Source organism: Micromonospora sp. NPDC047740 (genome assembly GCF_043204735.1).
In the GTDB taxonomy this organism is placed as follows: Bacteria; Actinomycetota; Actinomycetes; order Mycobacteriales; family Micromonosporaceae; genus Micromonospora.
In genome coordinates this window covers 53,785-75,124 of record NZ_JBIDCT010000013.1, presented here as the reverse complement: position 1 = coordinate 75,124, position 21,340 = coordinate 53,785, and the positions used below count along the sequence as shown (strand labels likewise).

Sequence of the window (21,340 nt, the reverse complement as noted above, 5' to 3'; positions counted from 1 at the left end):
GCGCCGGTGCGTGGGCGTTCGCGGTCTGCCGGCGCGTCGGGCCAGTCCCGGCGGCCCGCTCCGCGAGGCCCGCGACCGGGTCAGGTCAGGGTGAGCCGGATCGGCGGGTCCGCGCACGTCCATCCAGGCGGAAGTTGTGCACCTCTCCGGCGAGCAGCAGGCGGGGTCGGTCGTTGAGCAGGATGCGGCGGCGGTGCAACGCGACTCTGGCCGTCGAGGGCAGCTCCTCGTCGCCGGAAATCTCGGGCCGAGCGGTTGTGAACTGCGGCACAGCTGCCGATGGTGCTGCGGTAACCGGTTTTGGTGAACAAAGACGTAACGGTCGGTGGTGGCATGAGCAACAGTCGGCTGACGGTCCGGGAGATCGCTCGCCTGGCCGGGGTATCGGTCGCGATGGTGTCCCGGGTCTCCAACGGCACCGGCCAGGTGTCGGAGGAGACCCGCCGCCGGGTGCTGCCAGCCATAGAGGAGCACGGCTACCGCCCGTACCACTCCGGTCGCGCCCTGGCGGCCCGGCGGCACGGCGCGGTCGGTCTGGTCTTCCCCGGGCTGTCCGGGCCGTACTTCTCCGAGCTGACCCAGGGCTTCGAGTCGGAGGCGGTGAAGACCCGGACCAGCGTCCACATTCTCTGCACCCACCTGCCCGCCGACTCCGACGCCGAGGTCATGGAGATGGCGTACGGGGTCGACGGGCTGGCCGTGCTCGTCGGCACGGTCTCCCACGACACGGTCGAGGAGCTCGCCAGCATGCTCCCGATCGTTGTGCCGGCGGGCGACGGGCCCGCCGGGGTGCCGGCCGTACGCGTGGACAACCCCGCCGCGGCGGCCGCGCTGACCCGGCATCTGCTGGTCGACCACGGACTGCGCCGGCTGGCGTTCGCCGGTGACACCACATCCACCACCGGACGCCGCCGCACGACCGGATCGCGCCGCAGCGGCGCGGGCCGGGCGGGCGGCGGCGCCCACTCCGAGAAGGAGAGGCATGAAGCATCTGCGATATGCGACCGCCCTGGTGGTCGCCCTCGCGCTGGGGGTGACCGGCTGCGGCCAGGACGAGGCCGACTCGAGCTCCGCCGGCAAGGAGATCGCGGCCGGCAAGGCCAAGGGCGCGATCAGGGTCTGGGCCATGGGCGGCGAGGGCGAGAAGCTCACCGAGCTCGCCAGCGACTTCATGAAGGAGAATCCCGAGGCCAAGGTCAACGTCACGTCGTTCCCGTTCGAAGCGGCGCACGACAAGATCGCCACGGCCATCGCGGGCCGGCAGACGCCGGACGTCAGCATGGTGGGTACCACCTGGATGGGCGAGTTTGCCAAGACGGGGGCCTTTGACCCCACCCCCACGGGCTTGTTCGACAAGAGCAAGTTCTTCGAGGGCGCGTGGAACAGCACCGTCGTCGACGGCACCGCCTACGGGGTCCCGTGGTACGTCGAGACCCGGCTGATCTTTTACCGCAAGGATCTCACCGCCAAGGCCGGCGCGCAGAAACCGACCAACTGGCAGGGGCTCACGGACTTCGCCCAGGCGATGATGGACAAGGGCGGCGCCAAGTGGGGCATCTACCTGCAGCCGGGCGGCACCGAGTCGTGGCAGAGCTTCATGCCCTTCGCCTGGCAGGCCGGCGCCGACATCATGAAGGACGGCAAGTTCACCCTCGACACCCCGGAGATGCGCAAGGCGCTGGAGTACTACGCCTCGTTCTTCAAGCAGGGCCTCGCGCCGACGAATCTCGCCCCCGAGGCGGTGGGATGGGGCTTCGTCAAGGGTGAGGTCGGCGCCTTCGTCTCCGGCCCATGGCACATGGGCATCCTGCGTGGGGAGGGCGGCCCGGGCTTCGAGGGCAAGTGGGACGTCGCGCAGATGCCGCGCGAGCAGGTCGGCACCTCCTTCATCGGCGGCTCCGACCTGGCGGTCTTCAAGGGGTCCAGGAACCGCGACACGGCCTGGAAGTTTGTCCAGTTCCTCACCGGTCCGGCCGCGCAGCAGAAGCTGTACGACCTGGTCGGCAGTCTCCCGGCGGTGCAGGAGAGCTGGCAGTCCGGCAGGCTGGCCGACGACCCGTTCGTGAAGGCGTTCGGTGAGCAGCTCAACGACGCGAAGTCGGCGCCGGCGATCGCCACCTGGGAGCAGGTCGCGGACGTCCTCGACGACGGCATCGAGCGGGTGGTGCGCGGCGTCTCCGATCCCGCCACCGCCGCCAAGGAGATGCAGACCAGGGCGACCGCGATCGGCACCGGGAGCTGACATGACCTCCGCCACCGCGCCGCAACCGTCAACGTGACCAGCGGGTCGGTGTCCAAGCGGTACCTGGCGCTGGACCAGGGCACGGTCATGGCGGCGCTGGCCTGCCTACCCGCCCGGTGCCCCGTCGGTGGCAGCGAACAGACGATCACCCGGCTCGACCGGGAGCACGGGGACATCACCACCCTCGCCGAGCGGCTCGGGGTCGACGAGTGGCCCGACGAGGAGCAGCGGGTGGCGCTACGCGCGGTCGACACCTTGCGCGCCGAGCCGGTGGACGCCGTCGACCGAGACGGGAGCACGGTGCTGGAGCTGGAGGTGCCGCAGCCGGGCGCGGTGCTCGTGGAGGTGGTCCCGCCGCGGTGACAGCGTCACCGGCGGCGGCGCGAATGAGCCACCATCAGGGGCGGATGATGCTCAGGCGACGCCCGGGTCGCTGGGCGCGATCTGTGCCAGATGCGCGGCGACGACGGCCCTGCCGGCCGGACCGGACGTCCGGCTGGGTTGCAGGACGGCGTGCAGGATCACCCCGTCGACGAGCGCGTACAGCCGCTCAGCCTCGACCGTGTGATCCAGGTCGGGTCGTAGCGCGCCGCTGTCGGCCAACCGCCTGATCATCATCTGGAACGCCTCGACGAGGCGTGCGTCGATCTCCTCACGGAGGCTGGCCAGGCTCGGTTCGACGACCGCCCGAGCGGTGAACGCCAACCACACCTCACACTCGCCGCGCCGCTGCCGGTCCAGCGGCAGCATCTCGTCGATCATCGCGAGCACCACGCGTCGCTGGTCGCCCGTGACGTCCACTGCCCGGAGCCGCGCCTCGATCCGGTTGCCCACTAGGCGCAGCGCGAAGCCGAGCAGCTCGGACTGGGTGGCGAAGTAGTGCCGTAGCGAGCCCATGGACAGGCCGGCCTCGCGCGCCACGTTGCGCACCGATGCCTGCTCCAGCCCGTCGCGCATGACGATCCGCCACACCGCCTCCGCGAGCTCCGTGCGACGGGCCTCCGCATCCACCACCTTCGGCACCTCGCCTTTATAGCACGGTCGTGCTACGTTGCCGTTCTAACACAGGCGTGCTACAAAAATGGGGAGGACGGATGCCACGTCGCGAAAGGGTCTGGCTCGCTGCCACGGTCATCGGCTGGATCGCCGTCAACGGAACCGTGCTGCTCCTCGCGCCCAACCACGTGCCGTTCGACTGGCCGGCGCAGCACGACCCGCCGTCCGGGCCCGGCCAGGTAATCGCCGCTCAGTTCACCCTGGTCGAACTGCTGCTGCTGGGCGTTGTCGGGTATGCACTCACCCGCCGGCGGCCGGACCCGGCGATCGCCGAGCGGATCCCCCCGGGCCCCACCGCCCACCGCGAAATCTGGCTGCTCATCGCGTACGGCGTCCTCGCCCAAGTCGGCGGCCTGCTCCTCGGCCGGGCGCTCGACTGGCATCCGATCGGCTTCCACCTTGCCGGCACCCTGGTCGGCACCAGCGACCCGATCCGTCCGGCCGAGGCAATCGGCTGGGCCGCGTACAACGGTCTGGCCTACGCGCTGCTGCCGTACCTGTGGTTCCGCCGGCGGTACACCACCCACCAACTCTGCCTCCGCTCGGCGGACCGCCGCGGAGACGTGGTGCTCATCCTGGTTGTACTGGTTCTCGAGTCGCTCGCCCAGTGGGCGGTGCTCGGCCACGCGTTCGCCGGGCTGACGGCCGGGCAGATCGCGGCCGGCGCACCGTTGACCTTCCTGCTGTACCTGGCCGGCACCGTCCTGCCCACCGTCATCTTCGTGCAGGGCCTCCTCGTACCCCGGTACGCGCGGCTCACCGGCTCCACGACCGGCACTCTGGTCCTCGCCGGTCTGACCTACGCGGCACTGCACGTGTTCGAGGGTTGGGGGCGGTACGGATCGCCGCACGAGTTCGTGCTGACGATCCTGTTCGTGCTGCTCATCTACGCCCTGCCCGGCGCGTTCAAGGCCTGGCTGACGGTACGGACCGGCAACGCGTGGGTGCATGCCTGGGCATATCACGCCGTTGCGCCGCACACCCTGCACGACACCGGGCTGGTGGTCCGGATCTTCCGACTGTGAAAAACGACAGCACCCTGGCCTCGCCGCCGCGTTGTGGAGGACCCCGAACCCGCCCTCGCCGTCATGGACCTGCACGTGGTGGTGAATGGTGCGCGGTGCGCGATCACCTGTCCTCGGTGCTGGGCTGCGTTGTCACCTCGGGGAGTCGAACCCCCGCGCTGCCCATCGCGCGCCAGGAGAAGGGTGCCGGGTTACAGCCGGCCCTGTCTGTGCACGCTTCCACGACGACTACCTGCTCCACATCGCTGTGGCCGCACTACTCCAAGAGATCGGCCTCCCAGTTGGTGCGCTGGATCAGCACGTCCAGCTCACGGAGCTCCTGCGCGATCCCGTCGGCCTGGCCGCGCAGTTCCCCGACCGGCAGCGCGGCGAGCATCTTCAGCTCCGAGCGGAGCTGCCGTACCTGGTGACCGCGTCCGCTGCCGGCCGCGGCGTCGGCGGCGGCGGTGAGCGCGGCGTGGCGCAGCCGGAGTACGTCGCGGCGGGCGAGCGCGTCGGTCAGGGTTCCGAGGCTGCCGATCGTCACGGCCGCGTTGGTGCGGTTGATCCGCCGGATCAGCGCCTCGAAATGGTCGAGTACGCCCTGCAGCTCGGCCAGCAACTGCTGGGCGTCTTCCGCGGGCAGCTCGCCCTCCTGGTACCGGGCGCTGCCGATGATGCGCGACCGGAGCTGTTCCACACGACGGGTCGTCTCGGCACGGTCTGCCAGCGCCTCGCCCAGCTTCACAACATGAACCTCCCTGACGATGAGTACGCCGAGAATAGATGATCTCGGTCCACCCGGCCGAGGCGTTTTCTTCTCGATGGATGCGCCGAGGAGAAATTTCGACAACGCCTGTTGGTGATAAACTCTCGGCATGGCGACGGCCCCCTGGCAGGCGGTGACTGTCCTCACCGACCAGGTACGACGGGCTCTGTACGACTACGTCCGGAGCCAGGACCACCCGGTGACCCGGGACGAGGCCGCCGAGGCGCAGGGGATCTCGCGCAACCTGGCGGCGTTCCACCTCGACAAGCTCGTCGACGCCGGGCTGCTGCGCGCGCGGTACGAGGCTCCGGCCGACCAGCCGCGCGGCCGTGGCCGGACACCGAAGGTGTACGAGGCGGCGCCGGGCTGCATCGCCCTGACCATCCCGGAGCGCCGCTACGAGCTGATCGGCGAGATCCTGGCCGACGCCGTCGCCGAGGATCCGACGGGTGCCCGATCGGCCGCTCTCCGCGTGGCGGCGCAGCGGGGCGCGGAGATCGGTCGCCAGGTCGGCGGCGGCCGGCCGGTCGCCGCCGTTCTGGCCGATCTGGGCTTCGAGCCGGCCGGCGAGCAGGAGCTGATCCGGCTGCGGAACTGCCCCTTCCACGCTCTCGCCGCCCGGCAGACCGAGCTGGTGTGCGGCCTGAACGAGGCCTTCATCGCCGGGCTGCTCAGCGGGCTCGGCCGGGCGGATCTGCGCGCGCGGCTGGCCCCCGCGCCCGACGCCTGCTGCGTGCAGGTCCGCCCGGCCTGACGCGTCGCACCGGCTCCTGCGGTCAGGGCAGCAGGTCACCCAGCGGCACCCGCGGGTCGGCGAGCCGGTCCAGGTCCACGGCCCGGCCCCGGTGGCCCGCCCGCACCAACGCCTGGATCTGGTCGGTCACGTCCCAGACGTTGGCGTTCATCCCGGCCAGCACCCGGCCGTCGGAGACCCAGAACGCCAGGAACTCCGGCGCCCGACCGCCCACCACGGCCGGGTCGCCACGGAACACCACCCGGTCGTAGCCGCTCGGGTCCACCCACCCCGAGTACTCCATGCCCAGGTCGTACTGGTCGGAGAAGAAGTACGGCAGCCTGTCGTACTCGACCTGCTGGCCCAGCATGGACCGGGCCGCGGCGGGGCCGCCGTTGAGCGCGTTCGCCCAGTGCTCCACGCGCAGCTGCCGGTCGAGCAGCGGGTGGTGGGCGTTGGCCACGTCGCCGGCGGCGTAGATGTGCGGGTCGGAGGTACGCAGCCGGGCGTCGGTGACGATCCCGTTGTCCACCTTCAGGCCGGCCGCCTCAGCCAGTTGCGTGTCGGGTTGGATGCCCACGCCGACGACGACGGTGTCGGCGGGCAGTTCGGTGCCGTCGGTCAGCAGCACCGAGGAGACCCGCCCCGCGCCGCGTATCTCCTGGACTCCGACGCCGAAGTGGAAGGTGACGTCGTGGCCGCGGTGCAGGTCGGCGAAGACCCGGGCGACCTCGTCGCCGAGCACCCGCTGCAACGGCAGGTCGGCGGTCTCCACCACGGTGACGGCGGCGCCATACTGGCGGGCGGCGGCGGCGACCTCCAGGCCGATCCAGCCGGCACCGACCACCACGAGGCGGGCGCCGCCGACGAGGGCCGTGCCGATCTCGGCGGAGTCGTCCAGCGTGCGCAGGTACCGCACGCCGTCCAGGTCGGCGCCGGGGACGTCCAGTCGGCGGGGCGTGGCGCCGGTGGTCAGCAGCAGTTTGTCGTATCCGAGCCGTTCGCCGGTGTCGAGCACGACCTGGCGGAGGTCGCGGTCGACGGCGGTGACCCGGGTCGCCGTCCGCAGCTCTACGTTGTTCGCGGCGTACCAGCCGGGGTCGTGCACGTACGCGTCCAGCCAGCCCGTGGTCCCGAGCAGCAGGCCCTTGGACAGCGGTGGCCGCTCGTAGGGCCGTTCGGGCTCGGCGCCGAGCAGGATGACGCGGCCGGCGAAGCCCTCCTCGCGCAGGGTCTGGGCGGCCTTGGCGCCGGCGAGTCCGGCGCCGACGATGACGAAGGTGTCGCTGCTTTCCATGCCGCTCTCCAGTTCGGTCAGTGGGCGCCGGTGAGGGAGAAGAACTCGCCTCTGGAGCGGGGGTCGTCTCGCAGGGCGCCGAGCAGGGTGGACGTCACGGTGGTGGCGCCGGCGGCCCGTACGCCCCGCAGGGTCATGCACAGGTGCTCGGCCTCGATGACGACGCCGACGCCCTTGGGTGCCAGTTCGAGGGCCAGCCAGTCGGCGACCTGCTTGGTCAGCCGCTCCTGCACCTGCGGGCGGTGGGCGAAGAGTTCCACCACGCGGGCGAGCTTGGACAGTCCGAGGATCCGCTCGCCGGGCAGGTAGCCGACGTGTGCGACACCGACGAAGGGCAGCAGGTGGTGTTCGCAGACCGACCGGATCGGGATGGATCGAGCCAGGACGAGTTCGTCGTAGCCCTCGTCGTTGGGAAACGTGGTCAGGTCGAACGGACGTGCGGTGAGCAGTTCGGCGTACGCCCGGGCCATCCGGCGGGGAGTGTCGCGCAGGCTCTCCGAGTCCAGGTCGATGTCGAGTGCGGCCAGGAACCGGGCGGCGGCCTGTTCGGCGGCGACCAGGTCGAGCACTGGTCGCTGGTCGACGCGGCGTTGGGCCGGTGCGATGCTCACGTCAGCCACCTCCGAGTGCGGTGTGCAGGTGCCACGTGGCAACCATCCGTCTCCACCAGGGATGGTTGCTCTTCGTCGCCATCCTGGCGCGCTTGCGCCGGAATTTCAATAGCGCCCACTGGTGAAAATCCCGCGCGGGCAGATCGTTGCCCACCGGCAGGGCCTGGGCGCGCTCGAAGGGCTACCCCACGGAACGGGAGCCGGTGCTTACGACGAGCGTGCGCGCCGGCATCCACTCGCGGGGTACCAGCCTCCCCCACCCGGGACCCGATCGTCTCGTCGGCCACGCTTCTGAGCGACCTGAACAATCGGTATTGGAACACTCAAACCGGTATCGGCTATCACAAATGCAAGGTGCGTATTGGACGTTGCCCGTTACATCGAAGTGCATTACTATACCAGCGGCGTCTTGATCAACGACGCGGCAAGGAAACGCCTGAAGAGAGGCAGCACGAGCACCCGGAGTGACATCTCGGCAGCACCGGAAACCGCCATCAGGGGTCACCCTGAGCGGCGGGGGCCACGGGCCACGCACCAGGCGAGCAGCGGAGACCGGGTTCGCCATCCACCACGAGCAGTGACCGCCCAACAGAATGACGACCACGTTTCAAAATTGTTGTCCACAATCGACTACTGACTCGCCGATCAGCGGATACTTTACGCCAAACGGGCATTAGCACGTAAGAACGCCAATTGATTGGCGTTACAGGAGAAACATCCCAGAACGGGTCGGGAACCGGAAGGGTGGGGGGGATGAGGGCAATCCCGAGCGAATCCTTGGTCATCGGCATCGCATCCTCGCCGGCCGAACGCCGGCAACTCGCACAGCTGCTCGGCGGGACGGAGGCCTTCCTGATCGTCTCGACCGTCCAGCAGGCACGGGAGTTCCTCGACGCGGCCGGGGCACCCGGGGCCGCACCGGCTGGCCAGACCGCAATCGTCGACGCCGTGGAGGAAACCGGTCCGCCGCCACCGCCCGAGCTGATCGTCGACTCCGACCGACGGGTGCTGCGCTGGCTGGACCGCGAGATCGATCTCACCCCGCTGGAGCACGATTTCCTGGTGTGCCTGGTCGGTACGCCCGGACAGGTGTGGACCTACCAGCAGCTGCACCTGAAGGTCTGGGGCAACGAGCACCTCGGCCGCGGCTCCGACATGCACTCGGTGGTGCGCCGCGTACGGCGCAAGCTCGCCTGGCTGGACGCCCGGGCGGCGATCCACGCGGTCCGTGGGGTGGGCTTCCGCCTCGCCCTGGCCTGACCGCCACACTCCGCCGGCGCCGAAGCTGGCTGACAACCTGCACACACTGATCCGGCCCGCCTGGTCGCAACCAGGCGGGCCGGGTCAGTCACTGTTCAGTTGTCAGCACCTGGTCGGGGACAGCGCGAAGTCCTCCACCCTCGGGGTGGTGGTAATCGTCGTCTGACGGTTCTGGGGCTTCCAGCCGTCCTTGGCGACGATCATCTTCAACGGGTTGTGCTTGCGGTCCAGCCAGTAGGCGTACTTGCCCTGGGCGTCGGTGGTGAAGGTCCAGGAGCTCGACTTCGAGTCGACCTGGACGGTCGCACCCTGGAGCGGTGCGCTGACACCCTGACAGTTCGTCCCGGTGACCGTACCCAGCAGCTTGCCCCAGGTACCCGGCGGCTGCGCGTTCATCGTCACCGGCACCGGCTGCACCGTGTACGGCGTGTTCTCCTTGATCGCAATCGAACCGGAGTAGGTGCCCGGCTGGTCGACGTTCGCCGTCATCCCGACGGTGACCGTGATCTTCTCGCCCGGCGCCAGCGTGGCCGACGTCTTGTCGATCGTCATCCAGCTGACGTCGGCCGGGCGCTCGGCACACTCCTCGAAGCCAGGCAGGGCCTCGCTGTCCGGCGCGGCGTTGAAGCTGCCCGAGGAGCCGCCGATCTTGTAGAAGCCGCACGCCGCGCCACCGCGGTAGCGGGCCGTGTTGGCGTTCGGCAGGTTGGACCAGGAGTTGGCACCCGGGTCGTAGGCGAAGCCGGCGTTGCTGATGGCTCCGCCCTGCACGCCGCCGACGACCATGAGCTTGCCGCTGGCGACGGCGAACGAGCTGGCCCAGGTGTCGGTCGGCGCGTCGGCGATGGCGGTCCAGGCGTTGGCGCCCGGGTCGAAGGCGAAGCCGACCTTCTGCGCGGCGGACCCGTCGTTACCACCGGTGCAGTAGACGACGCCGTCGATCCCGCCGCAGGAGGCGAAGGCCACCGACTTCGGGTAGTTGGCCAGCGTCTCCCAGGTGTCGCTGCCCGGGTCGTACCGGACGACCGTGTTGGACATCGGTGTGCAGGAGGCGGTGGTGCAACCGCCGATGGCGTACAGCTTGCCGTCGACGACCGCCTGCCCGGCCGCGGCGCGCGGCGCGGGGTTGCTGGCCTTGCTCGTCCAGGTGTTCGCCGCCGGGTCGTACGACCAGGTGGCGGCGTCGGGCCCGGAAGCCCCCCAGCCGCCGGTCGCGATGATCTTCCCGTCCACGACGCCCACGGTCATGGCGTTACGTGCACCGGGAAGATCGGCGATCGCCGCCCAGCTCTGCGCGATCGGGTCGTAGACGTAGTTCTTCGCCGAGGACGCCGATCCGTTGCCGCCGGCGATCGAGTAGACCTTGCCGTCGAGGTTGACCACCCGGTTGTCCATCACGTTCGCCGGGTAGGCAGCGATGTCCGTCCACGGCGCGGCCTGCGGGCCGGCCGCGGTGGTCACCTTGGCGTCCTTGCCGGTCGCCAGTGCGGCGAACGACGTCGGGACCTCGAGCCGCTGCTCCGGCGCGCCGCTGGAGGCGAGCAGCTGCTGCTTGCTCATCGTGGATCCGTCAGCCCGAAGCAGCGAGAAGCCACCATCCCGCTCACTGAACTGGACGTCGACCGGCGCGGCACCGGTGTTGGTCACGGTGAAGGTCTTGTTGACCTTGCCGCTGGGCATCTGGACCGTCCCGCTCACGTCCGACGGCTGGATGGACAGCCGGCCGGCGCCGAGTTGGAAGGTCGCGGCCGTCGCCCCGTTCTTCTGGACGTTGACGTCCTTGCTCTGGCTGACGTAGCTGCCGGCCTTCGCGGTGAACTTGTGCGACCCGGTCAACGACGAGAACATCCAGAAGAAGCCGTCCGGCAGGTCGGTGTCGTCCGGAGTCGCGGCGGTGGTGGCCTTCTCGGCCGTCCGGTCGTCGCTGGTGACGGTGGCGCCGTTGAGGTAGCTGTCGTCGTTCTTGTCCTGCACATGGCCGAGCACCAGGCCACCGTCGATCGGCTGGCAGCTGACCTGGCTGCCGATCAGCACGTTGTCGACCTGCCACCACCAGGCCCAGGAGGCGTCGTAGTAGCGGAATCGGACCCTGGTCTGCGCGTTGCCGGCCGCCTGCGGGATCTTGACCTCGGTGACCAGCGGTCCCCGGGCGCTGGTCGACTGCCGGAGCACGTTGGCCCAGGTGGTTCCGCCGTCGAGGCTGAGGTCGACATCCGCCTTGTTGGTGCCCAGCTGCCGGAAGTCCTGGTTGAACCGGATCACCGGCGCCGTGACGTTGGTCAGGTCGACAACCGGGCTGACGAGCGAGCTGTCCTGCCGGTTGCCGCTGCCGTACTTGTCGCTGTCGAGCACCGCCGAGTTGCCGGCGCCGCCGGTCAGGTTGCCGCGTTTGCCGGGGTCGTTGAACTGCCAGACCTGGCCGTTACCGAGGCCGTCCACCACGGACCAGCCGGCCGGCGCGGTGGTGCCGTCGAAGGTCTCGTAGACACCGTCGGAGCCGTTGCGGTAGCCGGGCGCCGTGGTGCAGGAGTTGGCGTTCACCGGCACGGCAACGTTGTGGGTGACGTTGCTCGAGCCGACGACGACGTCCTTGGTCACCGTCTGGTAGCCCGGGTACTGCGGCACGACCTTGATGCTGTACGTCGCCCCGCTCGGGAGCTTGAAGCTGTAGTGACCGTCGGCGGGGGTGGTGTAGTCGGACACGCCCGACGGGCCCTCGACGCTGACCTTGGCGTAGAGCGGCCAGCCCTGCCCGGAACCGTCGGCGACCGTTCCGCTGACAGTGACACTCGGCACCGCCGCCAGCGCGACGCTGGCCGTCGTGGTGGTGTCCTTGGTGACCGTCGCCGGCACCGTCTTGCTCGCGTAGCCGAACGCCGACACGGCGACCTGGTAGTCGCCGGCCGGAAGCAGCGACGAGTACTTGCCATCGCTCCCGGTGGTCAGCTGGCGGCTGGCCGCGCCGGTCAGGGCCACGGCGGCACCCGCGATCGGGGCACCGCTGCCCGCGTCCGTGATCGTGCCGGCCAGGGTGCCGGTGTCGCCGATCGGGGCGGCGTTGAGCAGCGCGAGGGCGTCCAGCCGGCCCTCGCCGTACACGTTGTTGTTCGCCGCGGTGCCGCCGCACTGGGCGTCGGCCTTGTCGACCGCCGTGGTGTTCAGCAGCGCGCGGGTGGCGTTGATGTCACCGACCAACGCCGGTGCCGCCGACCACAGCAGCGCGACCGCGCCCGCGAGGTGCGGGCTTGCCATGGAGGTGCCGTTGAAGCTGGCGTAGCTGCTGCCTGGAACGCTCGACCGGACGTTCACGCCGGGGGCCGAGATGTTCGGCTTGATCGCGCCGTCCTGCCCGGCGCCGCGGGAGGAGAAGCTGGCGATGTTGTTGTTGATGTCGTAGGCGCCGGCGGAGTAGTTGTTGATCCGGCTGCCCGGCGAGCCGCTGGTCTGGCAGGACGGACCGTTGTTGCCGTTGGACCAGGCGCCGAAGATGCCCGACGCGGCCCAGGCGTTGGTCACGTCCTCCATGAACGGTTCGTTGGAGGGCGCCGTGGTACCCCACGAGTTGTTGATGATGTTCGGCCGCTTGCTGGCGTCCGGGTTCTGACCGTTGAGGTCCCGGGGCTGGAGCATCCACTGGCCGGAGGAGATCAGCGCGGCGTCGCTGGGGCAGCAGCCGTTCGCGGCGATCCACTTGACCTCAGGGGCGACACCGATCTGGTTCGCGCCGTCGGTGCCGGCCATGGTGCCCATGGTGTGCGTGCCGTGGCCGTTGCTGTCGCAGGGCGCGGCGGCGCAGGTCCCAGCGGCGTTGAACCAGTTGTAGTTGTGGTCGAACGTGCCGTCGCCGTTGTTGCCGCGGTAGGAGTTGACCAGGGCGGGGTGGTCGAACTGGACGCCGGTGTCGATGTTCGCCACCGTGATGCCCGCGCCTTTGACGCCGTACTGGGACCAGACGTCGTCGGCGTTGATGTTGGCGATTCCCCACTCGAGGGCGTTGACGGTCTTCTCGTTGGTGCCCTTGGTGATCTCGGGAACCTTGTACTCCATCGGGGCGTACAGGCCGTCGACCTCGGCGTGGGCGGCGAAGTTCTGGGCCATCGTGGACGACCCGCCGGTGACCTTGATGGCGTTGGTCGCCCAGAAGGTCTGGTACTTCACACCCGAGCTCTCGAGCTCAGCCTTGATCTTGGCCTGGCTCTCGGCGGCGGTCTTCTGCAACGCCTCCGCGACCGCGGTGCCCCGCTTGGCCCAGTCCGTGATTCCGGTGGCCTTGCTCAGGTCTGCCTTGGCCTTGAAGTGGATCCAGAAGTCGCCCTCGGTCTTGCCCTGCAGCTGCTTGGCCAGGTCCGGCTGGATCTTGTCAGAGGCGGAGGCTGCTCCCGTCCCGGCCTGTGCCGCCTGTGCACCTGAACCGGTGGCCAATCCTGTTGCGACGAGGGCGATCGCCGCGCCGGCGCTCACCAGACATCTGGCGATGCGCTTCCTGTGTGGACGTCTTAGCATTGGTGCTGCCTCCTCCAGAGACGACCCGCAGTTGATCGAGTCATGGCGAAGGGTGCGGGAGACTCCCGTTTGGATCACACCCGGAATGGACGAACTCCCCCATGCCCCCTCAGGGCGCCGCGCGGGTCACGTCGACTGCCCAGGGTGGACACTATGATCTAGAGGAAAGCGCGATCAAGGACGCTACGTAAGCAACTTCTCACTAACGGTCGCCTGGTTGTCGCCAAGATTGACAATTACTGTCAGGGCCATAGCGAAGTTGGGCAGATTTTGCCCACCGTTCGGGGTGGGGTGCAGTGGCCGAGGACGAGGAAAGCAGGGCACCGGACCGGTCCGAGCCGGCCGAGGAACTGTTCCCGCTGTTGATCGCGGTGACGCCGTCGCCGGCCGAGCGGCTCCGGCTCGCCGAACGCCTCGACGGCGTCGCGCCACTGCTGCTGGTCGCCGACCTCGACGAGCTGCGCAGACTGATCGCGGCGCCACAGCGGCTTGCCCGGGCGGCGGCCGCGCCGCCACCCGCCGCCCCGTCCACCGGAGCCGACGACATCCTGCTGATCGACTCGGCCCGGTCCACCGCTCGCTGGCGGGACCGCGAGATCAGCCTCACCCGCCTCGAGCACGACCTGCTGGCCTGCCTGACCACCGAGCCGATCCGGGCCTGGAGCTACCCCGAGCTGCACCGATCGGTCTGGCGTGACGAAGGACGGGAGCGCAAGGCGGATGTGCAGTCGCTGGTGAAGCGGCTACGGCGCAAGCTCACCGAACTCGGCACCGGCGTCACCATCGTCGCGGTACGCGGCGTCGGGTTCCGGCTGGCCGGCCACCAGCGGCCGAACGCCAACGGCGGATGAGGCCGCCCCACCTGACGCGGCTCACCGGACGCCTGCGGACCCCCGTCACCTTCTGGATCGTCCCTGGCCGGGGACTCGCTTGCCCCCGGGCCAGTCGAAATGCTGCGGCGCCCCAACATCGGGACTATCCGGGCTGTCACCTGTGGCTCGGCGATCAGGCGAACTGTGGAACGCGAGACTCGTGGCACGGTTCGAGCGAGATGTGCGCGGACAGCGCGCGCAGGAAGTCGGGCGCGTCGAAACTCTCGCCGGCGGAGGCGACGCCACTCGTCCTCGTCTGACCGCCGAGAATGCGATGGACCGCTTCGACCGCCAGCGGTGCGCTGATGGCGTAGATGTCCTGGCCGCTGGCGACGACGCGTCGTTGCGTGTCGCCGGAGCGCACCATGACGTCGACGGTGAACCGCTGCGCGGACCGGCCGCGCTCATCGACTGCGGTTAGCGCGGGAGTGTCCGCGGCGGCCAGGTCCCTGGCCGCGTCGGTGGTCATGTACGTGCGCACCTCCGGGATCGACAGGTGACTGGGGACCGTGACGACGTCGGCCATCGTGAACTCGCCGAGCACGGGCCGGGTGCCCAGCGGAGCGGGAAAGTCCCATTCCAGCGTCGGCAGGTCGCTCGCGTCGACGTAGTACTCCAGCCGGCCGGCGGTGTAGCGGACCCGCCGGCCGTCGCGCCGATCGCGGGAGACGCGGCCGGAGGCGAGGGTCCCGGCCGTGGGGTGCCAGCTGCTCAATCCGTACGCGACGTGCGCCTCGTCGGCCGCCGTCCAGTCTCCCATCGCCGTGGTGACCAGCAGATCGCCGAGTCCGCCGTAGAAGGCCATCGCCGGAACCACCGCGATGCCCGCGGCCCGAGCACGGTCGGCGAAGTGCGTGAACGTGTCGAGGTTGGCCTCGATCTCGGCTGCCACGTCCACGTACGGGATGCTGGCGCGTAGGGCGGCCTCGATCACGGGGGCCGCGGTCGAGGCGAACGGGCCGGCGCAGGTGACGACCGCGGTCGCGCCCTTCAGCGCCGAGCATGAGCTCGCGCAACCTGGCCCGCCATTTCAAGTCGATAACCGGCACCACCCCACTGCAGTGGCTGTCGACACAGCGGATCCGCCGCGCGCAGGAGTTGCTGGAGAACACCGACAACAGCATCGACGCCATCGCCCAGGCGGCTGGCATGGGAACCGCCACGACGCTGCGCCGACACTTCAACCACACCGTCGGCGTGTCTCCGGACGCCTACCGTCGCACCTTCCGCAGCGCCTGATCCACCACATCGCGGTGACCACCGACGGACGACTGCCAGCGGCGGGTGAGGGCACCCCATCCGGCGCGCCTCACACGATGCCGAACAGCAGGGCGGCGGCGAGAATGACCAGGCAGGTGAGCGCCGCCCACTTGACGGTGAACTTGGTGTGGTCGCCGAACTCGACCTTGGCCAGACCGATGAGCACGTACACGGCCGGCACCAGGGGGCTGGACATGTGCAGGGGCTGCCCGACCAGTGACGCGCGGGCGATCTCGATAGGCGCGACACCGTGGGCGGCGCCCGCCTCGGCGAGGATCGGGACGATGCCGAAGTAGAACCCGTCGTTGGACATGAAGTAGGTCAGCGGCAGGCTGAGCAGCGCGGTGATGGTCGCCATGTGCGACCCGAGCGCGTCGGGGATGGCTGCGATCAAGGTGCGGGCCATCTGCTCCACCATGCCGGTGCCAGCGAGGACGCCGGTGAAGACCGCGGCGGCGAAGACCATCCCTGAGACGTTGAGGACGTTGTCGGCGTGGGCGGCGATGCGCTCCTTCTGCTCCCGTACGTGCCGGAAGTTCACGGTGAGCGCGATGGCCGCGCCGAGCATGAACAACACCGGGATGGGCATGACCTGCATGATCAGCAGGGTGAGGAGGGCGACGGTCAGGGCCGCGTTGAACCAGAACAGCTTGGGTCGCAGGGTGGCGCGGTGCGGATCCAGCGTGGCCGGTCCGGTGTCGGCCAGGTCGTCGTCGACCGGTGTGCCGCCGCCGAGCGATGCGGGGCGCGGCACCTGACGGTCGCCACCGACGCCCGCGAGGGCCGGCACGGCGACCGCTTCGCTGACCACCACCCGAGTCTCCGAATCGACTTCCGCCTCGACCGGGTCGAGGGTCAGCGCGCCGAGGCGGCGGCGCTCACGGAGCCCGAGGAACCCGGCAAAAAGGAGCACGAAGGCCAGACCGACCACGAGCGCGGGGATCATCGGTACGAAGATCTCGCCCGCGTCGAGGTGCAGGGCACTGGCCGCGCGGGCGGTCGGTCCACCCCACGGCACGGTGTTCATCACGCCGTTCGCGGTCGCGACCACGCCGGTCAGCACGAGGACGCTCATCTTCAACCGCCGGTACAGGGGCAGCAGCGCCGCGACCGTGATCATGAACGTGGTGGAGCCGTCACCGTCCAGCGAGACGAAGGCGGCGAGCACGGCGGTGCCCACCACCACCCGCAGCGGATCGGCCTTGCAGAAGCGCAGGACAGCCCGCACGATCGGGTCGAACAGCCCGACGTCGATCATCACCCCGAAGTAGATGATGGCGAACATGAGCATGGCGGCGGTCGGTGCCAGCGACTTGACGCCGTCCATGACGTAGTCGCCGAGCGAGGCACCCTGGCCGACGAGCACACAGAAGAGCGCCGGGATCAGGATCAAGGCCCCGATCGGCGACATCTTCTTGGTCATGATCAGCACAAGGAATGTCGCGATCATCGCGAAACCGGCAATCGACAGCATGAGGTGCCTTACGTTCGTCGTTGAAGCGGTGGCGGTCGGCGCTCGGTGCCGGCCGGCGGGTGCCGGGTGTGGTCCGGCTCATAGGAGGCGACCGTACGGATGAGCACCTGGTTGCGGGAGTGTTACGCCGGTTGCGCCCGTAACCCGCACAGGTAGCGTTCTGCGCGTTTTGCTCACCGGCCGGGGCGTGGCGGTCCGGGAGTAGGTTGGCACGGTGCTCAAGCCCCCGAAGCTCGCCACCCAGACGATGCTGCTGCAGCTGGCAGTCATCGTGATGCTCGCGGGAAGCGGCTTCCTCCTGGTCGGCGCCCTGCTCCGGGCCGAGGTGGAGCGACAGTTGCAGGATCGCGCGCTGGGGATCGCCGAATCCGTCGCCGCTCGCCCCGGCCTCGGTGACGCGCTACGCACGGCTCGTCCTGACTCGGACGGGGCGATCCAGCGCGACGCGGAAGGTGTCCGGCAGGCCACGGGCGCCCTGTTCGTCGTGGTCTTCGATCGCCGAGGCGTCCGGTACTCGCACCCCAACCCCGATGCCGTCGGAGAGCGGGTCAGCACCGACCCCTCCGGCGCGCTGAACGGAAAGCAGGTGTCGAGCATCGAGCGGGGCACCCTGGGCCTGTCCGCCCGCGGCAAGGTGCCCGTCCACGATTCCCGCGGCGATGTCGTCGGCGGGGTCAGCGTGGGCATCGACGCGGGCGAGGTCGGCAACCGCCTGGACGACCTCCTGCCGGCCACCGGCTTGTTCACCGGCCTGGCGCTGGTCGTCGGTGCGGTGAGCGCGGCGCTGCTGGCCCGACGCCTGCGGAGACGCACCCTCGCGCTGGAGCCGGCCGATCTGGCCGACCTGCTCCGCGAGCACGTCGCGGTGTTGGAAGGCATCGGCGAAGGAGTGGTCGCGGTCGACGCCGGCGGGCGGATCACCGTCTGCAACGCGGAGGCTGCGCGGATCCTCGGTGGCACCCCGCGACACGCCGCCGACCTGCCGGCGGAGGCGCGCGCGCTGCTCACCGACGGCGCAGCGGTGGTGGGCGCGCTGCGGGTCGTCGGCGACCGGGTGGTCCGGGTGACCCGCCGGCCGGTGCGCCGCGGCGGCCACGATCTCGGCACCGTGCTGACCATGCGGGACCGGACCGACCTGGACGGGCTGTCCCGCGAGTTGGAGGCGACCCGGGCGCTGACCGACGCGCTGCGGGCGCAGGCGCACGAGTACACGAACCGGCTGCACACGCTCACCGGCATGCTGCACCTGGGGCACACCGACGACGCGCGGGCGTACCTGACGGAGCTGGCGGGTGAGTCGATGGGCGGCGGGCTGGTTTCGGACACGTACCTCGACGGGTTGCTGACGGCGAAGGCCGCGGTCGCCTCGGAGGCCGGTGTCACGTTGCGGCCCGGCGAGGACAGTTGGATGCCGGGCCGGTTGATCGCCCCGCTCGATGTCGTCACGGTGGTCGGCAACCTGGTCGACAATGCGATCCGCGCTGCCGCAGCCGGCTTCCGGCGGCCGGCCTGGGTGGAGGTGAGTCTGCTGGCGGCCGGCGCCGACCTGCACGTGTACGTCGCCGACAGCGGCGGGGGCCTGCCTGTCGAACACGCCGAGCGGGTCTTCCGGCCCGGTTTCACCACCAGCGGCGACACCTCGCGCCCGCATGGTCTCGGCCTGTCCCTGGCGCGGCAGACCGCCCGCCGGCACGGTGGGGACGTGACGCTGCGCGACGCCGGCGGCGGGCATGCTGGTGCGGTGTTCGTGGCCGTGCTGCCGGGCGTGCTCGACCCGGAGCCCGGGCTGGCCTGGCAGGGCAGCGAATGATGCGGGTCCTGATCGTCGACGACGACTTCCGGGTCGCCGGTCTGCACGCGTCGTACGTCAGCGGCGCGGGATTCACCGTGGTTGGCACCGCGCACACGGCCGCGGACACCGTCGCCAGGTGCAAGGAGTTGCAGCCCGATCTGGTGCTGCTGGACCAGTACCTGCCCGATCGGTACGGCGTCGAGGTGCTGCCCGAGCTCACCGCCGACGTGATCATGCTGACCGCCGCGGCGGACGCCCGGACGGTCCGCGCCGCGCTCGGCGCCGGGGCGTTGAACTACCTCGTCAAGCCGTTCACCGCGCAGCAACTGGTGGAGCGGCTGACCGCCTACCGCCGGTACCGCCAGCAGCTCGGCACCAGCCAGGAACTCAGCCAGACCGAGATCGACCAGGCGATGGCGCTGCTGCATCAGCAGGACTTGCCGGCCGCCGCGCTGCCCAAGGGCCGGTCGTCGGTCACCGCGCAGCAGGTGTTGACCGCCATGCGTGACTGCGGCCGACAGGTCACCGCGGTCGAGGTTGCCGACATGGTCGGGATCTCAAGGGCCACCGCACAGCGATACCTGGCCGACCTCGCCCGTGCAGGGAAGCTGGAGCTGAAGCTGCGGTACGGCAGCACCGGCCGGCCGGAGCACCTGTACCGGTGGCGCGGCAGCGCGTCCTGACGACGCGGGGTGGCTGCCGCTGCCTTGTGCCGGTCAGGCCCACCGGCCCTCGAAGAGCGGGGCGACCGGGCGGTCCCGGCGGCTGATCCGCAGATCTCCGAAGACCGTGCTCCGTTCCGCGCGGTCGACCTCGGCGTCCAGGTCGACCCGCAACTCCTGCGAGGCGTCGTGGGCGGCGCCGATGAGCACGAGTTCGGTCCCGGGGTGATCGAGGAAGCCCGGCGGGTCGAGCGGGGCGAAGCGCCGGCCGTGGAACTTCTGCTGCAGTGGGGCAGGCAGTTTGACCTTCTGCGAGCGGCCGAGGCCGACGCCGGGCGGGGACGGCGCCTGCGGGTTCTTCACCGTGACGATGTAGCTCGCCTCCGGCTCGATGCTGAGCTCATGCTGCGCCTCGCCGAGCCGCAACGGCAGTTCCAACTCGTACGCCAGATGGGTGTGGTCATCGTGCCGCGCGATCACGTACGCCCCCTCCGCGGCGGGCCGCGCCGGCGGCTGCCGTCGCCCGCCGCGAGTCCGCGTCCGGTACGCGCGCGCCTGCAACGCCTCGTGCAACTGCTCGGGCCGGTCCACGACCTCGTCGACGAACGCCCAGAAGCGGTCGTGCTCGTCGATGTCCGGCAGGCGTTTGCGGCCGACGATCAGCAGTCGCAGGTGCCTCCCGTGCCACGGGTGCATCACCACCAGCAGCCGCTGCACCTCTTCCAGGGAGTCGACGTGCTCCTCCTCCACCCGTGGGCGGTAGAGGAAGTAGATGTCGCCGTCCTCCAGTAGTTCGGCCATCCGCCCCGCGTACCCGGAACGGCCGTTCAGCAACGTCGCCCGCGGTCCTGAGCGCTCCCCAGCCGGGCCCGTTTGCCCGCGCGCACCACGGGCAATCGCGCGAGGCAACCACGTCACGGGGAGGAGCAGGCGATGAAGATCCACGACCCGTCCAGCCAGGCGATGCAGAAGGACTACGACGTCACCGACATCGAGCGCCTGATGGGCAAGAAGGACTGGAAGAACTACGACGACGTGATCAACTGGCTGAAGAAGGAAGGTGACGAGGACCGACGGTTCACCCCGGGCGAGGTGCAGCACATGATCGACGACTTCGCCCGGGCGCGGGACAAGAAGATGGACTTCGTCCGCGATCCCGAGCAGCTCTACCAGAACCTCAAGAGCAGCCGGTAGCGACACCGGTCGGGCCTCGGCCCACGTCGACGGCACCCGGGCCGCTGGGAGCGGCCTGGGTACGTCGCGTGCATGCCCGTCACCGGGGCACACGGGGAGGGCGGCTGGGGCGGTACGGTCAGCCGATGACGGACATGGTGAGTGGTGCCCGGCAGTCGATCCATGCGGAACGCCCCGCCGGCACGCGTGCCCTCCTGGCGCTCCACGGTCTGCTCGCGGCCGGCTACCTGCTCGGCGCCGGCGTCACCGCGCTCGTCGCGGCTGTCCGAAGCGGGCACTACGAGGGGCTGCTCAGCCCGGGACTGGATCAGTTCGACGACCCGAAGGTCTACCTCCCGCCGGTCGGCCCCGATTCCCTGTGGAATCCGTTGACCTGGATCTTCAGCCTGGCGCACCTCATAGCGATCTTCATCCGACCGCTCGCGGCGGTCGCGGGGCTCCTCGGGCTGCTGCACCTGCTCCGTGCTGGCGTGCGTGGTCATCGGCGTGCCGCCGGCTGGCTCGCGGTCGGCACGGCCGTCTCCTTCGCGCTGCTCGCGATCAGCCTGACCCCGTACGGCAGCCAGATGCAGGCCTGGCTGCTGGACTGAGAGCACGCGAGAGGAGCCACG

19 protein-coding genes and 2 pseudogenes are annotated in these 21,340 nt (G+C 70.0%); 12 read left to right on the top strand and 9 right to left on the bottom strand.

The window, feature by feature from the left end:
• Positions 1-85: 85 nt before the first annotated feature.
• Positions 86-271: a hypothetical protein gene (locus ACGF4F_RS23825; protein ID WP_357440517.1), complete on the bottom strand. Its 186-nt coding sequence runs from the start codon at positions 269-271 to the stop codon at positions 86-88.
• Positions 272-333: 62 nt separating this feature from the next.
• Here ACGF4F_RS23825 and ACGF4F_RS23820 point away from each other — a divergent pair.
• The 3 genes and pseudogenes from ACGF4F_RS23820 to ACGF4F_RS23810 form a co-directional block, all read left to right on the top strand.
• A pseudogene (locus ACGF4F_RS23820) lies at positions 334-873 on the top strand (LacI family DNA-binding transcriptional regulator); the annotation flags it as partial.
• A 109-nt stretch (positions 874-982) separates the two neighbouring features.
• The gene (locus ACGF4F_RS23815) at positions 983-2,242 is read left to right on the top strand and encodes a sugar ABC transporter substrate-binding protein (RefSeq protein WP_357440519.1); all 1,260 of its coding nucleotides are present in this window, start codon (positions 983-985) and stop codon (positions 2,240-2,242) included.
• Positions 2,243-2,290: 48 nt separating this feature from the next.
• Positions 2,291-2,605, top strand: coding sequence for a hypothetical protein (locus ACGF4F_RS23810; protein ID WP_357440521.1), 315 nt, complete (start codon positions 2,291-2,293; stop codon positions 2,603-2,605).
• Between the two features lie 51 nt (positions 2,606-2,656).
• Here the strand turns inward: ACGF4F_RS23810 and ACGF4F_RS23805 are convergent, their stop codons facing one another.
• On the bottom strand, positions 2,657-3,256 hold the full coding sequence (locus ACGF4F_RS23805; protein WP_357440523.1) for a TetR family transcriptional regulator C-terminal domain-containing protein: 600 nt from the start codon (positions 3,254-3,256) through the stop codon (positions 2,657-2,659).
• An 80-nt stretch (positions 3,257-3,336) separates the two neighbouring features.
• On the opposite strand from ACGF4F_RS23805, the gene ACGF4F_RS23800 reads away from it, so the two are divergent.
• Positions 3,337-4,323, top strand: a complete 987-nt coding sequence (locus ACGF4F_RS23800; RefSeq protein ID WP_357440525.1) for a hypothetical protein — start codon at positions 3,337-3,339, stop codon at positions 4,321-4,323.
• A gap of 256 nt (positions 4,324-4,579) precedes the next feature.
• On the opposite strand, the gene ACGF4F_RS23795 is transcribed toward ACGF4F_RS23800, so the two are convergent.
• The gene (locus ACGF4F_RS23795) at positions 4,580-5,182 is read right to left on the bottom strand and encodes a DIP1984 family protein (RefSeq protein WP_357440527.1); all 603 of its coding nucleotides are present in this window, start codon (positions 5,180-5,182) and stop codon (positions 4,580-4,582) included.
• Between ACGF4F_RS23795 and ACGF4F_RS23790 the strand changes: the two genes are divergently transcribed.
• On the top strand, positions 5,181-5,825 hold the full coding sequence (locus ACGF4F_RS23790) for a helix-turn-helix domain-containing protein (RefSeq protein WP_357440529.1): 645 nt from the start codon (positions 5,181-5,183) through the stop codon (positions 5,823-5,825). The genes ACGF4F_RS23795 and ACGF4F_RS23790 overlap by 2 nt on opposite strands.
• 22 nt (positions 5,826-5,847) lie before the next feature.
• On the opposite strand, the gene ACGF4F_RS23785 is transcribed toward ACGF4F_RS23790, so the two are convergent.
• Together ACGF4F_RS23785 and folE are read right to left on the bottom strand one after the other, a co-directional pair.
• The gene (locus tag ACGF4F_RS23785; protein WP_357440531.1) at positions 5,848-7,101 is read right to left on the bottom strand and encodes an FAD-dependent oxidoreductase; all 1,254 of its coding nucleotides are present in this window, start codon (positions 7,099-7,101) and stop codon (positions 5,848-5,850) included.
• A 17-nt stretch (positions 7,102-7,118) separates the two neighbouring features.
• The gene (folE, locus tag ACGF4F_RS23780) at positions 7,119-7,712 is read right to left on the bottom strand and encodes a GTP cyclohydrolase I FolE (RefSeq protein ID WP_357440533.1); all 594 of its coding nucleotides are present in this window, start codon (positions 7,710-7,712) and stop codon (positions 7,119-7,121) included.
• A 753-nt stretch (positions 7,713-8,465) separates the two neighbouring features.
• Here folE and ACGF4F_RS23775 point away from each other — a divergent pair.
• Positions 8,466-8,972 (top strand): winged helix-turn-helix domain-containing protein, encoded by a 507-nt coding sequence (locus ACGF4F_RS23775; protein WP_357440535.1) that lies wholly within the window; start codon positions 8,466-8,468, stop codon positions 8,970-8,972.
• 102 nt (positions 8,973-9,074) lie between these two features.
• On the opposite strand, the gene ACGF4F_RS23770 is transcribed toward ACGF4F_RS23775, so the two are convergent.
• Positions 9,075-13,433, bottom strand: coding sequence for a S8 family serine peptidase (locus ACGF4F_RS23770; RefSeq protein ID WP_393080355.1), 4,359 nt, complete (start codon positions 13,431-13,433; stop codon positions 9,075-9,077).
• Between the two features lie 338 nt (positions 13,434-13,771).
• On the opposite strand from ACGF4F_RS23770, the gene ACGF4F_RS23765 reads away from it, so the two are divergent.
• Entirely contained in the window at positions 13,772-14,326 is a 555-nt protein-coding gene (locus ACGF4F_RS23765; RefSeq protein WP_357440541.1) for a winged helix-turn-helix domain-containing protein, read from the top strand.
• Positions 14,327-14,480: 154 nt separating this feature from the next.
• Here the strand turns inward: ACGF4F_RS23765 and ACGF4F_RS23760 are convergent, their stop codons facing one another.
• Positions 14,481-15,281: a saccharopine dehydrogenase gene (locus ACGF4F_RS23760; RefSeq protein ID WP_357440544.1), complete on the bottom strand. Its 801-nt coding sequence runs from the start codon at positions 15,279-15,281 to the stop codon at positions 14,481-14,483.
• 65 nt (positions 15,282-15,346) lie between these two features.
• On the opposite strand from ACGF4F_RS23760, the pseudogene ACGF4F_RS23755 reads away from it, so the two are divergent.
• Positions 15,347-15,586 (top strand): annotated as a pseudogene (locus ACGF4F_RS23755) (helix-turn-helix domain-containing protein); the annotation flags it as partial.
• Between the two features lie 70 nt (positions 15,587-15,656).
• On the opposite strand, the gene ACGF4F_RS23750 reads toward ACGF4F_RS23755, so the two are convergent.
• Positions 15,657-17,081, bottom strand: coding sequence for a citrate:proton symporter (locus ACGF4F_RS23750; protein ID WP_357440546.1), 1,425 nt, complete (start codon positions 17,079-17,081; stop codon positions 15,657-15,659).
• Between the two features lie 214 nt (positions 17,082-17,295).
• Between ACGF4F_RS23750 and ACGF4F_RS23745 the strand changes: the two genes are divergently transcribed.
• Positions 17,296-18,891, top strand: coding sequence for an ATP-binding protein (locus tag ACGF4F_RS23745; RefSeq protein ID WP_393080350.1), 1,596 nt, complete (start codon positions 17,296-17,298; stop codon positions 18,889-18,891).
• Positions 18,891-19,556 (top strand): response regulator, encoded by a 666-nt coding sequence (locus ACGF4F_RS23740; protein ID WP_357440551.1) that lies wholly within the window; start codon positions 18,891-18,893, stop codon positions 19,554-19,556. The genes ACGF4F_RS23745 and ACGF4F_RS23740 overlap by 1 nt, the downstream gene beginning before the upstream one ends.
• A gap of 33 nt (positions 19,557-19,589) precedes the next feature.
• On the opposite strand, the gene ACGF4F_RS23735 is transcribed toward ACGF4F_RS23740, so the two are convergent.
• Positions 19,590-20,336 carry a hypothetical protein gene (locus tag ACGF4F_RS23735; protein ID WP_357440553.1) on the bottom strand — a complete coding sequence of 249 codons (747 nt, stop codon included), beginning with the start codon at positions 20,334-20,336 and terminating at the stop codon, positions 19,590-19,592.
• Positions 20,337-20,468: 132 nt separating this feature from the next.
• Between ACGF4F_RS23735 and ACGF4F_RS23730 the strand changes: the two genes are divergently transcribed.
• Positions 20,469-20,729 carry a hypothetical protein gene (locus tag ACGF4F_RS23730; RefSeq protein ID WP_073835825.1) on the top strand — a complete coding sequence of 87 codons (261 nt, stop codon included), beginning with the start codon at positions 20,469-20,471 and terminating at the stop codon, positions 20,727-20,729.
• Between the two features lie 125 nt (positions 20,730-20,854).
• Positions 20,855-21,319 (top strand): hypothetical protein, encoded by a 465-nt coding sequence (locus ACGF4F_RS23725; protein WP_357440555.1) that lies wholly within the window; start codon positions 20,855-20,857, stop codon positions 21,317-21,319.
• The last annotated feature ends 21 nt before the right edge of the window (positions 21,320-21,340 follow it).

Excerpts from the sequence above, each read along its gene's own strand:
- ACGF4F_RS23815 (WP_357440519.1), top strand. The coding sequence starts at position 983 with ATGAAGCATCTGCGATATGCGACCGCCCTGGTGGTCGCCCTCGCGCTG.
- ACGF4F_RS23800 (WP_357440525.1), top strand. The coding sequence starts at position 3,337 with ATGCCACGTCGCGAAAGGGTCTGGCTCGCTGCCACGGTCATCGGCTGG.
- ACGF4F_RS23790 (WP_357440529.1), top strand. The coding sequence starts at position 5,181 with ATGGCGACGGCCCCCTGGCAGGCGGTGACTGTCCTCACCGACCAGGTA.
- ACGF4F_RS23795 (WP_357440527.1), bottom strand. The coding sequence starts at position 5,182 with ATGCCGAGAGTTTATCACCAACAGGCGTTGTCGAAATTTCTCCTCGGC.
- ACGF4F_RS23785 (WP_357440531.1), bottom strand. The coding sequence starts at position 7,101 with ATGGAAAGCAGCGACACCTTCGTCATCGTCGGCGCCGGACTCGCCGGC.
- ACGF4F_RS23775 (WP_357440535.1), top strand. The coding sequence starts at position 8,466 with ATGAGGGCAATCCCGAGCGAATCCTTGGTCATCGGCATCGCATCCTCG.
- ACGF4F_RS23750 (WP_357440546.1), bottom strand. The coding sequence starts at position 17,081 with ATGCTGTCGATTGCCGGTTTCGCGATGATCGCGACATTCCTTGTGCTG.
- ACGF4F_RS23740 (WP_357440551.1), top strand. The coding sequence starts at position 18,891 with ATGCGGGTCCTGATCGTCGACGACGACTTCCGGGTCGCCGGTCTGCAC.
- ACGF4F_RS23735 (WP_357440553.1), bottom strand. The coding sequence starts at position 20,336 with ATGGCCGAACTACTGGAGGACGGCGACATCTACTTCCTCTACCGCCCA.
- ACGF4F_RS23730 (WP_073835825.1), top strand. The coding sequence starts at position 20,469 with ATGAAGATCCACGACCCGTCCAGCCAGGCGATGCAGAAGGACTACGAC.
- ACGF4F_RS23725 (WP_357440555.1), top strand. The coding sequence starts at position 20,855 with ATGACGGACATGGTGAGTGGTGCCCGGCAGTCGATCCATGCGGAACGC.